This window comes from Pseudomonas sp. SST3, assembly GCF_003325755.1.
The window spans coordinates 1-12,847 of sequence record NZ_QORI02000017.1; the positions used below are offsets into that span (position 1 = coordinate 1).

The 12,847-nt window shown below is 60.6% G+C and carries 16 protein-coding genes; 11 read left to right on the forward strand and 5 right to left on the reverse strand.

Annotated elements, in window-relative coordinates; translation table 11 throughout:
• Positions 1-14: 14 nt before the first annotated feature.
• Genes lptA through DQ405_RS16765 form a run of 4 tightly spaced genes read right to left on the reverse strand, consistent with a single transcriptional unit; the run spans position 15 to position 2,630 of the window.
• Entirely contained in the window at positions 15-560 is a 546-nt protein-coding gene (gene lptA, locus DQ405_RS16750; protein ID WP_168425194.1) for a lipopolysaccharide transport periplasmic protein LptA, read from the reverse strand.
• Positions 547-1,119, reverse strand: coding sequence for an LPS export ABC transporter periplasmic protein LptC (gene lptC, locus DQ405_RS16755; RefSeq protein ID WP_168425195.1), 573 nt, complete (start codon positions 1,117-1,119; stop codon positions 547-549). Before lptC ends, lptA begins: the two co-directional genes overlap by 14 nt.
• Positions 1,120-1,127: 8 nt before the next feature.
• Entirely contained in the window at positions 1,128-1,649 is a 522-nt protein-coding gene (locus DQ405_RS16760) for a KdsC family phosphatase (protein ID WP_168425196.1), read from the reverse strand.
• The gene (locus tag DQ405_RS16765; RefSeq protein ID WP_174824688.1) at positions 1,650-2,630 is read right to left on the reverse strand and encodes a KpsF/GutQ family sugar-phosphate isomerase; all 981 of its coding nucleotides are present in this window, start codon (positions 2,628-2,630) and stop codon (positions 1,650-1,652) included.
• A 256-nt stretch (positions 2,631-2,886) separates the two neighbouring features.
• Between DQ405_RS16765 and DQ405_RS16770 the strand changes: the two genes are divergently transcribed.
• The 11 genes from DQ405_RS16770 to hisC all read left to right on the forward strand — a co-directional run bounded on the left by DQ405_RS16770 (position 2,887) and on the right by hisC (position 11,522).
• On the forward strand, positions 2,887-3,702 hold the full coding sequence (locus DQ405_RS16770; protein ID WP_168425198.1) for an ATP-binding cassette domain-containing protein: 816 nt from the start codon (positions 2,887-2,889) through the stop codon (positions 3,700-3,702).
• A complete protein-coding gene (gene mlaE, locus DQ405_RS16775; RefSeq protein WP_168425199.1) occupies positions 3,695-4,492 on the forward strand; it encodes a lipid asymmetry maintenance ABC transporter permease subunit MlaE in 798 nt (265 codons plus the stop codon). Before DQ405_RS16770 ends, mlaE begins: the two co-directional genes overlap by 8 nt.
• Complete coding sequence (gene mlaD, locus DQ405_RS16780) at positions 4,492-4,950, forward strand: outer membrane lipid asymmetry maintenance protein MlaD (RefSeq protein ID WP_168425200.1); 459 nt, start codon at positions 4,492-4,494, stop codon at positions 4,948-4,950. The genes mlaE and mlaD overlap by 1 nt, the downstream gene beginning before the upstream one ends.
• Before the next feature lie 11 nt (positions 4,951-4,961).
• Entirely contained in the window at positions 4,962-5,615 is a 654-nt protein-coding gene (locus DQ405_RS16785) for an MlaC/ttg2D family ABC transporter substrate-binding protein (protein WP_168425201.1), read from the forward strand.
• The gene (locus DQ405_RS16790; protein WP_168425288.1) at positions 5,608-5,934 is read left to right on the forward strand and encodes an STAS domain-containing protein; all 327 of its coding nucleotides are present in this window, start codon (positions 5,608-5,610) and stop codon (positions 5,932-5,934) included. Before DQ405_RS16785 ends, DQ405_RS16790 begins: the two co-directional genes overlap by 8 nt.
• Entirely contained in the window at positions 5,931-6,413 is a 483-nt protein-coding gene (locus DQ405_RS16795) for a phosphate-starvation-inducible protein PsiE (RefSeq protein WP_168425290.1), read from the forward strand. Before DQ405_RS16790 ends, DQ405_RS16795 begins: the two co-directional genes overlap by 4 nt.
• 98 nt (positions 6,414-6,511) lie before the next feature.
• Positions 6,512-6,751 (forward strand): BolA family protein, encoded by a 240-nt coding sequence (locus DQ405_RS16800; protein WP_025242912.1) that lies wholly within the window; start codon positions 6,512-6,514, stop codon positions 6,749-6,751.
• Positions 6,752-6,852: 101 nt separating this feature from the next.
• Entirely contained in the window at positions 6,853-8,118 is a 1,266-nt protein-coding gene (gene murA, locus DQ405_RS16805) for a UDP-N-acetylglucosamine 1-carboxyvinyltransferase (RefSeq protein ID WP_168425202.1), read from the forward strand.
• Between the two features lie 125 nt (positions 8,119-8,243).
• A complete protein-coding gene (gene hisG, locus DQ405_RS16810) occupies positions 8,244-8,873 on the forward strand; it encodes an ATP phosphoribosyltransferase (RefSeq protein ID WP_168425203.1) in 630 nt (209 codons plus the stop codon).
• A 132-nt stretch (positions 8,874-9,005) separates the two neighbouring features.
• Positions 9,006-10,316: a histidinol dehydrogenase gene (gene hisD / locus DQ405_RS16815; RefSeq protein ID WP_168425204.1), complete on the forward strand. Its 1,311-nt coding sequence runs from the start codon at positions 9,006-9,008 to the stop codon at positions 10,314-10,316.
• 150 nt (positions 10,317-10,466) lie between these two features.
• Positions 10,467-11,522: a histidinol-phosphate transaminase gene (hisC, locus tag DQ405_RS16820; protein ID WP_168425205.1), complete on the forward strand. Its 1,056-nt coding sequence runs from the start codon at positions 10,467-10,469 to the stop codon at positions 11,520-11,522.
• Between the two features lie 42 nt (positions 11,523-11,564).
• Here hisC and algW read toward each other — a convergent pair whose 3' ends face one another.
• Positions 11,565-12,722 (reverse strand): Do family serine endopeptidase AlgW, encoded by a 1,158-nt coding sequence (gene algW, locus DQ405_RS16825; RefSeq protein WP_168425206.1) that lies wholly within the window; start codon positions 12,720-12,722, stop codon positions 11,565-11,567.
• Positions 12,723-12,847 lie beyond the last annotated feature (125 nt).

The window sequence follows — 12,847 nt, forward strand, 5'->3', positions numbered from 1 at the left end:
CTTCAGGATTGCCATTACTCGGTCTGCTCCGCTGCCTGCTCTTTCTTGCGCGGCTGGATGACCATATCCACGCGAGGGCGTGGCGTGGTGACATCGGCATTGGTAGCACGGCCGGCGTTGACGATCTGCCGCTGAGTGTCATAGACAATCTTTTCGCCTTCGAAAGTATTGCCTTCCTGCACCACTTTCGCCTGATCGATCAGCACGATGCGCTCGTTTGCTGCGAAATACTGGATAGTCAGGCCGTACGCCTTGACGATTTCCTTGTCCACGGCTGGCTTCTGCTCGTAGTAGGCAGGTTTGCCAATGGAGGTGAAGACCTCGACATCGCCGTTGCTGTTCTGGGTGATGGTCACGGTGTCACCGGTGATCTTCATCGTGCCCTGGGTGATGACTACGTCGCCGCGATACACGGCAACGCCCTGTCGATCGTCCAGCTCCGCCGTGTCGGCCTGGACGCGGATCGGCTGGTTGCGGTCTTCTGGAAGCGCATGGGCATTCGAGCTGAGCAGAAAGATGCTCAAGCCGATCAGAAGGGGGAAAGTCTTAACGCAGCTCATGCTGGCCTCTTACATTGGATAGCAGGAGCATCCTGCCTTCATTCAGATACGCTTTCATGCCCGTAGCGGTCGTTACGCCGTTCGCGGCGACGATTCTAACGGGTTGGCGGGTCTCGGCATAATCCTTCTCGGGTAGCACTGTCATTCGACTGCTGGTGATAATTGTCGGGCGGCCCTTGGTGTCGGTGCGTTCGACCCTGACGTTATCGATCAGCTCGACTTCCTCGCCTTGCGGGCCGACTTCACCGCGCTCGCTGGTCACGTGCCACGGCAGCTCCGAGCCTCGGTAGGAGCGCAGATCGGGGCGGGTCAGCAGGCTGATGTCCGTGGCCTTGATGTGCTCCACTTTCTCGGCGGACAGCTCATAGTTGCGCTTGCCATCCGGCTGGTATTGGACGGTTCGAGAGTTGATGACGTAGAAGTCGATCGGTGACTCCTCGCCTTGTGCCACCGGGGCTTCCTGCATAAAGCTCTCGGGGCGAATGTTCCAGTAGCCGACCGCAACCAGAAGCAGGGCGATCAGCAGGAGGATGGCGGGAAAGCGGATTCTGCTCAGCATTGAAACCTCTAAAGATAGGCGGCCTGAGCGGCTTCGAGGCTGCCTTGGGCGCGCATGATCAGTTCGCAGAATTCTCGCGCCGCACCCTCGCCACCGCGGGCGGCGGTGACCCCATGCGCATGCTGGCGAACAAAGGCATCGGCACTGGCGACGGCCATGCCCAGGCCGACGCGGCGAATGACCGGCAGGTCTGGCAGATCGTCACCCAGGTAGGCGACTTCAGCGTAGTCGAGTCCGAGCTCGGCGAGCAATTCATCGAGCACTACGAGCTTGTCTTCGCGCCCCTGGTACAGATGCTGAATACCCAGATTCTGTGCGCGACGCTCGACCACCGGTGTTTTACGCCCGCTGATGATCGCGGTGCGTACGCCGGAATTGATCAGCATCTTGATGCCGTGACCGTCGAGGGTGTTGAAGGTCTTGAACTCGCTACCATCGACGAGAAAGTACAGTTTACCGTCCGTGAGGACGCCATCGACGTCGAAAATCGCTAAGCGAACATCGCGGGCACGGCGTAGTAGATCGTTCACTTACATCACTCCTGCGCGCAGCAGATCATGCATGTTCAGCGCGCCGACCGGCCGGTCGTTTTCATCGACCACGACCAGCGCGTTGATCTTGTTGTCTTCCATGATTTTCAGTGCTTCGGCGGCGAGCATATCGGCAATGGCAGTCTTGCCGTGAAGGGTCATGACCTGGTCGATACTGGCCTGGCGCACGTCGATTCCCTTGTCCAGCGTGCGGCGCAGATCGCCATCAGTAAATATGCCGGCCAGGCTGCCATTCGCCTCGATCACCGCCGTCATGCCGAGCCCTTTCTGCGTCATTTCCAGCAGTGCTTCGCGTAGCGGAGTGCCACGGCTGACCTGAGGCAGGCGGTCGCCGGCGTGCATCACGTGTTCGACCTTGAGCAGCAGGCGACGGCCTAGTGCGCCGCCCGGATGCGAGAAAGCGAAGTCTTCGGCTGTGAAGCCGCGTGCTTCCAGCAAGGCAATCGCCAGCGCATCGCCGAGCACCAGACTGACGGTGGTCGAGGAGGTGGGTGCAAGGTTCAGCGGGCAGGCCTCGATGGCAACGCTCGCGTCGATATTGACGGCCGCCGCCTTGGCGAGCACCGATTCGGGGTTGCCGGTCATGCTGATCAAGGTGATGCCGAGGCGTTTGATCAACGGCAGCAGTGTCACGATCTCGTTGGTAGTGCCCGAGTTGGACAGGGCCAGTACAACGTCGTCACGGGTAATCATGCCCATGTCGCCATGACTGGCTTCGGCTGGATGGACGAAGAATGCGGTGGTGCCGGTGCTGGCGAGCGTGGCGGCGATCTTATTGCCGATATGCCCTGACTTGCCCATGCCGACCACGACGACGCGCCCCTTGCATTGAAGGATAAGCTGGCAGGCTTTGACGAACTGCGCATCGATGCGGGTCTTGAGTTGCTCGACCGCCTCTATCTCCATACGGATAGTGCGCTGGGCAGTCTCGATCAGCTGGCTGCTCTGGCTCATTTGCATCGTCGCCTGTAAATGAAAACGCGGGATTATAGCGGCAAAACCCAGCGCCGCTCACCGAAAAGCTTTCGAGCGGATCGTCGCCGCTAAAACTGAACTCAAGCTGAACGAATGTGCGCTTGCTCATGCGCCGATACAGGCCTCTGCTTGGGAGGTCCCGAGGGCGGTGCTATAGTTCGCGCCGCCAAAACGGCTCTGCGAAGTATCTCCGAAAGATCGGGGGGCGTCTGATTTTGCAGACTGTATCCAAGGAGATCCGATGAGCGCCGCCAACGCTAACGCCGTCGAGCTGAAGGGTGTCACCTTCATGCGCGGGGAGCGCAGCATTTTCAACAATGTCGATATCGTCATACCGAGAGGCAAGGTGACGGCCATCATGGGGCCGTCCGGCTGCGGTAAGACTACGCTGTTGCGCCTGATCGCCGCCCAGCTCAAACCAGCCAGTGGAGAGGTCTGGGTCGCCGGGACCAACCTGCCGACGCTGTCGCGCCGCGAGCTGTTCGACATGCGCAAGCAGATGGGCGTGCTATTCCAGAGCGGCGCCCTGTTTACGGACCTCGACGTCTTCGAAAATGTTGCCTTCCCGTTGCGCGTTCATACCAAGCTGCCGGAGGAAATGATCCGCGACATCGTCCTGATGAAGCTGCAAGCGGTGGGCTTGCGCGGTGCAGTGGAACTGATGCCGGACGAGCTGTCCGGTGGCATGAAGCGGCGCGTGGCGCTGGCTCGTGCGATCGCTCTGGACCCCCAGATTCTCATGTACGACGAGCCCTTCGCCGGCCAGGATCCGATTGCGATGGGTGTTCTGGTGCAGCTGATCCGCATGCTCAACGATGCCCTGGGTATCACCAGTATCGTCGTCTCCCATGACCTGGCGGAAACCGCGAGCATCGCGGATTACATCTATGTGGTGGGCGACGGCCAGGTGCTCGGGCAGGGGACGCCTGCCGAGCTGCGCGAATCGACCAATCCGCGGATTCAGCAATTCATGAGAGGCGCGGCGGACGGCCCAGTACCTTTCCATTTTCCGGCACCGGCCTATGCCGAGGATCTGTTGCGAGGCTCCGATGCGTAAGCGTTCATTGATCGAGCGAATCCGGATGTTTGGCGAGGCCGGCATGAACGTTGTCGCGGCGCAGGGGCGCGCGACGCTGTTTCTGTTTCATGCGTTGTTCGGCGCGAGCGGGCTGAGCAATCGCTTCTCTCTGTTGGTCCGTCAGCTCTACTCGGTTGGCGTGCTGTCGCTGGCGATCGTGGTGGTTTCGGGAATATTCATCGGGATGGTGCTGGCGCTGCAGGGTTATAGCATTCTCAGCAGCTACGGCTCCGAGCAGGCGGTCGGGCAGATGGTCGCGCTGACATTGCTTCGCGAGTTGGGGCCGGTCGTCACCGCGCTGCTGTTCGCCGGACGTGCGGGGTCCGCACTGGCTGCCGAGATCGGAAACATGAAGTCCACCGAGCAGCTATCCAGCCTGGAAATGATCGGCGTCGACCCGTTGAAGTACATTATCGCGCCGCGACTGTGGGCCGGCTTCATCTCCTTGCCCTTGCTGACCGTCATTTTCAATGTGGTTGGTATCTGGGGTGGGGCAATGGTTGCGGTGGACTGGCTCGGCGTTTATGAGGGCTCGTTCTGGTCGAACATGCAGAACAGCGTGACCTTCACCTCGGATGTGCTCAATGGCGTCATCAAGAGCATGGTGTTTGCCGTCGTGGTCACCTGGATTGCGGTATTCCAAGGCTACGATTGCGAGCCGACCTCGGAAGGTATCAGTCGCGCCACCACCCGGACCGTGGTTTACGCCTCGCTGGCAGTACTCGGCCTCGACTTTATTTTGACCGCCTTGATGTTTGGAGGCTTCTGATGCGTATCCGCACCCTGGAAATCGGTGTTGGCCTGTTCCTGCTGGCAGGTGTGCTGGCCTTGCTGTTGCTGTCGCTGCGTGTCAGTGGGCTGAACGTCGACAGCACCGACACTTACAAGCTTTACGCCTATTTCGACAATATCGCCGGACTCAGTGTCCGATCCAAGGTCACCATGGCTGGCGTAACCATCGGCAAGGTGACGGCAATCGACCTCGACCGTGAGAGCTATACCGGACGTGTCACGCTGGAGGTTCAGAAAGATGTCGACATTCTGCCGATGGACTCCACCGCGTCGATTCTGACCGCCGGCCTGCTGGGTGAAAAATACGTCGGCATCAGCGTCGGCGGTGAAGAGGAAACCCTGGGTGACGGCGATACGATCCGCGATACCCAGTCGTCTCTGGTACTGGAAGAGCTGATCGGCAAATTTTTGCTCAATTCGGTCAATAAAGAATGAGGAGTATCCACATGATGACTGCCCTGCGTCGCGGCTTGCTGGTATTGCTGGCAGCCCTGCCCATGCTGGCTTTTGCGGCTCCCAGCGCTCATGAAGTGATCCAGAAGACCACCGATGAGCTGCTTGCGGATCTCAAAGCCAATAAGGAGCAATACCGCCAGGACCCGAACGCCTTTTACGACTCGCTCAACGATATTCTCGGGCCGGTGGTAGACGCGGAAGGGATATCCCGCAGCATCATGACGGTCAAGTACTCGCGTAACGCCACTCCGGAACAGATGACTCGCTTCCAGGAGAACTTCAAACGCAGCCTGATGCAGTTCTATGGCAACGCTTTGCTGGAATACAACAACCAGCAGATTCGCGTGTTGCCGGCGAGTGCCAAGCAGGACGCTGAGCGCACCAGTGTCGGCATGGAAGTGACGGGTCGCCAGGGCGAGATTTACCCGGTGTCTTACACCATGGTCAATCAGGGCGGTGAGTGGCGGGTCCGCAACGTCATCATCAATGGCATCAATATTGGCAAGCTGTTCCGTGATCAGTTCTCCGACGCCATGCAGAAGAACGGCGGTGATCTGGACAAGACCATCGATGGCTGGGCCGAAGTGGTCGCGCGCGCCAAGGACACCGAGGCTGGTCAGCAGGCAGCGGGCGATGATGACTGACGCCCGTGTCGAAAGTGGCGCCGACGGCGAGCTGCGGCTCTTCGGTGTGCTTGACTACCAATCCGGGCCGGCTCTGCGCCGGGCCGGCCAGGCCTTGATCCGTGAGCATAAAGGGAAGCGGTTGTTAATCGACTGCTCGGCCGTAGAAAAATCCAGTAGCGTCGGGCTTTCACTACTGCTGGCCTTCACCCGGGATGCAACCGCATCCGGCCAGGACGTGCTCATCGCCGGTATGCCTGGCGACATGCGCGAAATCGCCAGAGTGTCAGGTCTGCTCGATGTTCTATCGCTGGCAGACGAACCAAGAGGAGTCGTCTGATGCTCCGTTGGGCTGAAACGATGCGCGGAAAGGTCCATGCGATCGCGGAGTCGCTGGGCAACCTGCTCGTCGAAACCTTTCATTATCTGGCGCTGTTCGCCATCGGTGCGGTCACCGCCTGGGCAGGGCTGGTGGCCTTCCTCGGGATGATCGACAAGGGCAGCATCAGCGTCGATGACATCCTGCTGTTGTTCATCTACCTTGAGCTCGGCGCGATGGTTGGTATCTATTTCAAAACCAACCACATGCCCGTGCGTTTCCTCATCTATGTCGCTATCACCGCGCTGACTCGCTTACTGATCTCCGATGTTTCGCACCATCATCGTCCAGACATGGGGGTCGTCTATATTTCCGGAGCGATTCTGCTGCTGGCCGTCGCCATTCTGGTGGTGCGCTTTGCGTCCTCGAAGTTCCCCTCGGTAGCGGCGGGTAGCCATCATTCGCGCCAGTCGAACAGCGAGGCGGAGACGCTTGAATAGGTGAGCTTCGTCACCCCGCGCGGCTTCGGGGTTCGCAGTCTTCGGGCTTTTTTGTATGATGGCCGGCCGCGCGCGTCCGGCGCCGATCGAGGTTGAACATGCAGGCCGTAGAAGTTAAGAATTTTCTGGAAGAAAAGCTTCCAGGTGCACAGGTGGAAGTCGAGGGCGAAGGCTGCAATTTCCAGCTGAATGTGATCAGCGACGAGCTGGCTGGTCTGGGTCCGGTCAAGCGCCAGCAGCAGATCTACGCGCATCTAAACCCCTGGATCGCCGACGGCAGCATTCACGCCGTCACGATGAAGTTCTTCAGCCGTGCCGACTGGCTTGCGCGTAGCTGATCGCCGGTCGCGGCACATCTTTCAGCCCGTGCGGCGACTTTTGACGTCGCGCACGGCTCCTCTTTGCAAGCGCTTCGAGCCTGCGGGTTACGGGAACATCCATGGATAAACTGATCATTACCGGCGGTGCCCGCCTCAATGGCGAGATTCGCATCTCCGGTGCCAAGAACTCGGCTCTGCCCATCCTGGCAGCTACCCTGCTTGCCGATACCCCGGTAACGGTCTGCAACCTGCCGCATCTGCACGACATCACCACCATGATCGAGCTGTTCGGCCGCATGGGTGTGCAGCCGGTCATCGATGAAAAGCTCAGCGTCGAAGTCGACGCCAGCAGCATCCAGACGCTGGTGGCGCCGTATGAGTTGGTCAAGACCATGCGTGCTTCGATCCTGGTGCTCGGACCTATGGTGGCGCGCTTCGGCGAGGCCGAAGTCGCTCTGCCGGGCGGCTGCGCCATCGGCTCGCGCCCAGTTGATCTACACATTCGCGGCCTTGAAGCAATGGGTGCGCAGATCGATGTAGAGGGTGGCTATATCAAGGCGCGGGCGCCGGCTGGGGGGTTGCGCGGTGCGCATTTCTTCTTCGATATCGTCAGCGTGACCGGCACCGAGAACATCATGATGGCCGCGGCGCTGGCCAACGGCCGGAGCGTGCTAGAGAACGCCGCGCGCGAGCCGGAAGTGGTCGACTTGGCCAATTTCCTCAACGCCATGGGCGCGCAGATTTCTGGTGCGGGTACCGACACCATCACCATCGACGGTGTGAAGCGCCTGGGTGGCGGTCGTTACAGTGTCATGCCGGACCGCATCGAGACGGGCACCTATCTGGTAGCTGCTGCGGCGACCGGCGGTCGTGTGAAGCTCAAGGACACCGATGCCACCCTGCTTGAGGCGGTGCTGCACAAGCTCGAAGAGGCTGGTGCCTATATCGACACCGGCAGCAACTGGATCGAGCTGGACATGAAGGGCAATCGACCGAAAGCGGTAAACGTGCGCACGGCACCGTATCCGGCTTTCCCGACTGACATGCAGGCCCAGTTCATTGCCATGAACGCGGTCGCCGAAGGTACCGGTACAGTGATCGAAACGGTCTTCGAGAACCGCTTCATGCACGTCTACGAAATGAACCGCATGGGCTCGCAGATACTCGTCGAGGGCAACACCGCCATCGTGACCGGAGTTTCGAAGTTGAAGGGCGCGCCCGTCATGGCGACCGACCTGCGCGCGTCGGCGAGTCTGGTAATCGCCGGTCTGGTGGCAGAGGGCGATACCCTCATCGACCGCATTTACCACATCGACCGCGGTTACGAGTGCATCGAGGAAAAACTGCAGTTGCTGGGCGCCAAGATCCGCCGCGTACCGGGCTAGCTATCGGCAATGGGCCGCAGCCGTCCGCTCGGTGAGTGGGCGGCCCCGGCTGGAACCTGCGTTTGGCTTGGTTGCCCTTGCCTGCGTCAGGGTCGCGATCAACAGGTTTCAAGGAATAACCGTCCATGCTCACCATCGCCCTGTCCAAAGGCCGCATCCTCGACGACACCCTGCCGTTGCTGGCAGCAGCCGGCATCGTTCCCACCGAGAATCCCGAAAAAAGCCGCAAGCTGATCATTCCGACCACTCAGGATGACGTGCGCCTGCTGATCGTGCGGGCCACTGACGTGCCGACCTACGTCGAGCACGGCGCGGCGGACCTCGGCGTGGCGGGGAAGGACGTTCTGATGGAATACGGCGGGCAGGGGTTGTACGAACCGCTGGACCTGCGAATCGCCAACTGCAAGCTGATGACCGCCGGCAAGGTCGGTGCGCCAGATCCCAAGGGGCGACTGCGGGTCGCGACCAAGTTCGTTAATGTCGCCAAACGCTACTACGCCGAGCAGGGCCGTCAGGTCGACATCATCAAGCTTTACGGCTCGATGGAGCTCGCACCGCTGGTGGGGCTGGCAGACAAGATCATCGATGTGGTCGATACCGGCAACACGCTGCGGGCCAACGGGTTGGAGCCACAGGAGCTGATCGCCATGATCAGCTCGCGCCTGGTGGTCAACAAGGCGTCGATGAAGATGCAGCATGCGCGGATTCAGGCGCTGATCGATGCTCTGCAAAACGCAATAGCGCACCGGGGTTGACGTTCGCCTGGCTGCTGGGCAGCCGGCTCGCCTATCCGTGTCATAGCCTAAATACTCAGGTGCCCGCACGGTTGGCTTGTTACTCTAAGGGCGCCTGAAGCCAGCTTGCACGTATCTCTCATGAGGCCCGCTATGACCGCTCCCATCGACATCCGCCGACTCAACGCCGCTGATCCAGACTTCTCGCGACACCTGGATCATCTGCTGAGCTGGGAAAGCGTGTCCGATGATGGCGTCAATCAGCGCGTGCTGGAAATCATCCAGGCCGTGCGCGAACGAGGCGATGCCGCACTGGTCGAGTTCACCCAGCGTTTCGATGGCCTTGAAGTGGCCTCAATGGCCGACCTGATTCTGCCGCGTGCGCGCCTTGAGCTAGCGCTCGATCGCATCAGCTCGGCCCAGCGCCAGGCGCTGGAGGCCGCCGCGGAGCGGGTCCGCCGCTATCACGAAAAGCAGAAGCAGGACTCTTGGACCTACACGGAAGCCGATGGCACCGTGCTCGGTCAGAAGGTCACTCCACTCGATCGCGCAGGGCTTTACGTGCCTGGCGGCAAGGCGTCATATCCGTCTTCGGTATTGATGAATGCCATCCCGGCGAAGGTGGCCGGTGTGCCGGAAGTGGTCATGGTCGTGCCGACACCGCGCGGTGAAATCAATGAGCTGGTGCTGGCTGCGGCATGCATCGCCGGGGTTGATCGGGTCTTTACCATTGGTGGCGCTCAAGCCGTAGCGGCACTGGCCTACGGCACCGAGAGTGTGCCGCCAGTGGACAAGATTGTCGGCCCGGGCAACATCTACGTCGCCACTGCCAAGCGCCACGTGTTCGGCAAGGTCGGCATCGACATGATCGCCGGACCCTCCGAGATTCTGGTGGTTTGCGATGGCCAGACCGATCCTGACTGGATCGCCATGGATCTATTCTCCCAGGCCGAGCACGACGAGGATGCGCAATCGATCCTGGTCAGTTCGGACGCGGCGTTCCTCGATCGGGTCGCTGAAAGCATTGCCCGGCTACTGCCAACCCTCGAACGCGCCGAAATCGCTCACGCCTCTCTGCAGGGCCGCGGGGCGCTGATTCAGGTGGCTGATATGCAACAGGCCATCGACGTGGCTAACCGCATCGCGCCTGAGCACCTTGAGCTCTCCGTTGCCGATCCGGAGCAATGGCTACCGCAGATTCGCCACGCGGGCGCGATCTTCATGGGTCGCTATACCGCCGAAGCGCTGGGTGACTACTGTGCCGGCCCGAATCACGTGCTGCCCACCTCGGGGACCGCACGATTCTCGTCGCCGCTCGGGGTGTATGACTTCCAGAAGCGCTCGTCGATCATCAATTGCTCGGCCGACGGCGCGTCAGAGCTGGGTAAGATCGCCTCGGTACTGGCTCGCGGCGAGTCGTTGACCGCACACGCGCGTAGTGCCGAGTACCGTATAAAACGGTAGAAGCGATAAGTGCATTGAAGGTCGGGCGAGAAGCCAAACGCGGTGCTTTTCGTCCAGCCTCCGGCTGCCAACCCTATCAGCGCCCAAGCGACTTGCCTCGAAACTGCACGATGCCAGTCAGATACAAATAACGTGAATTGCGAGAACCCCATGAGCAAATTCTGGAGCCCCTTCGTCAAGAATCTGGTGCCCTATGTGCCGGGTGAGCAGCCGAAGCTGACCAATCTGGTCAAACTCAACACCAACGAGAATCCCTATGGCCCATCGCCGAAAGCAATCGCGGCGATGCAGGCCGAGCTGAACGATAGCTTGCGCCTGTACCCAGACCCGAACGGCGAGCGCCTCAAGCGTGCAGTTGCCGACTATTACGGTGTGCAGCCGGCCCAGGTATTTGTCGGGAATGGATCGGATGAGGTGCTCGCCCACGCCTTTCACGGCCTGTTCCAGCACGGCAAGCCATTGCTGTTCCCCGACGTGACGTACAGCTTCTACCCGGTGTATTGCGGTCTGTATGGCATCGCGTACGAAACCATTGCGCTGAATGATGAGTTCCAAATCGACGTGGCCGAATATGCCCGGCCCAATGGTGGGATCATCTTTCCCAATCCCAATGCGCCAACGGGGTGCGTGCTGGCGCTGGATGCGATCGAGCGTCTGCTGCAGGCGAATCCCGACTCCGTCGTGCTGGTGGACGAAGCCTATATCGACTTCGGTGGTAGCTCGGCCATCGCGCTGGTGGATCGCTACCCGAACCTACTGGTCACGCAGACGTTGTCGAAATCGCGCTCGCTGGCGGGGCTGCGGGTTGGCCTGGCTGTCGGGCATCCGGATCTGATCGAGGCGCTGGAACGCATCAAGAACAGCTTCAACTCCTATCCGCTGGACCGCATCGCCATCGCCGGCGCCGCGGCTGCGTTCGAAGATCGTGTTTATTTCGAGCAGACCTGCCAGCAGGTCATCGCCAGTCGCGAAGCGGTTGCTTCGGCAATGCAGGGGTTGGGCTTCGAAGTGCTGCCATCCGCGGCTAACTTCATTTTCGCCCGGCATCCGCAGCACGATGCTGCAGCACTTGCCGCTGGGCTTCGAGAGCAGGGCGTCATCGTGCGGCATTTCAAGCAGCCGCGGATCGAGCAGTTCCTGCGGATCACCATCGGTACGCCGGAGCAAAACCAGGCGTTGCTCGACGCATTGAAGGACATCGGCTAATCGGCCTGGCCGCCAATATCCTGGGCTGCTTGCGGCTCAGGCTTATTGAGGGCTTTTCTCTACCAGCGGTCGCATGCCAACTTCGGCCGTCAGCGTCAGCGGCTTGCCGTTGCGCAGGATGTCGATGTCGATTTCGTCGCCAGGCCGAGCGCGGGCGACTTGGTTCATCGAGCTTCGACCATCACTGGCCTGCTCTCCATCGATGCTGAGAATCAGGTCGCCCGGGCGCAAGCCGGCGCGTTCTGCAGGACCTTCTCGATAGACCCCCGCGACGACGATTCCTGGTCGGCCCGCCTGGCCAAACGACTCCGCCAGCTCGGGCGTCAGGGATTGCACCTCCACGCCGAGCCAGCCGCGGATTACCCGACCATGCTCGACGATGGACTTCATCACATCCATGGCGAGCTTCACCGGGATCGCGAAGCCGATGCCCTGCGAACCGCCAGATTCGGAGATGATCGCCGTGTTTATGCCGATCAGATGGCCTGCGGTATCGACCAGCGCGCCACCGGAATTGCCGCGGTTGATGGCTGCGTCGGTCTGGATGAAGTCCTCATAGGTATTGAGCCCCAGCTGGTTGCGTCCTGTGGCGCTGATGATGCCCATGGTCACGGTCTGCCCAACCCCGAACGGATTGCCGATCGCCAGAGTCACGTCGCCAATGCGGATGCCATCAGAGCGGCCGATAGTGATTGCGGGCAGGTCCGCGAGATCAATCTTCAGCACCGCGAGATCGGTCTCAGGGTCGTTGCCAATTACCCGAGCGAGTGTCTCGCGGCCATCGCGCAGGGCCACCACGATCTGCTCGGCATTGGCTGTGACGTGATTGTTGGTCAGCAGGTACCCTTCCGGGCTCATGATCACCGCCGAGCCCAGGCTCGACTCCATACGGCGCTGGCGTGGCAGGTTGTCACCGAAGAACCGCTGGTATAACGGATCGTCCTTGAGCATTGGCTGCTGGCTGGAACTGTCGATCAGCTTGGTGGTGTAGAGATTGGCCACCGCTGGCGCTGCGCTGCTGACCGCATTGGCGTAGGAATACGGGCCTTGCTGCGGTATGCCCACGAGCGGTGCTTGTCGCAGGGTATATTCCGGTTCGGCGTTCATACCTACCAGCTGCGGGTAGCGCTGAATGATCAGCAGGGCCACCAGCAGGCCCACCAGCAACGGCCAGCCAAAAAAACGCAGGGCATTGATCATCGCGATTCGAAATCCGGACAGGTTGCGGAGGGCGATAGCGCCCCTTAAGGTGGCGGCATTATACGAAGCTGGCTGCGAATTGCAGCTCTGCCACGGTGATTCTGTGCTGGTTTGCCAACGCCGCT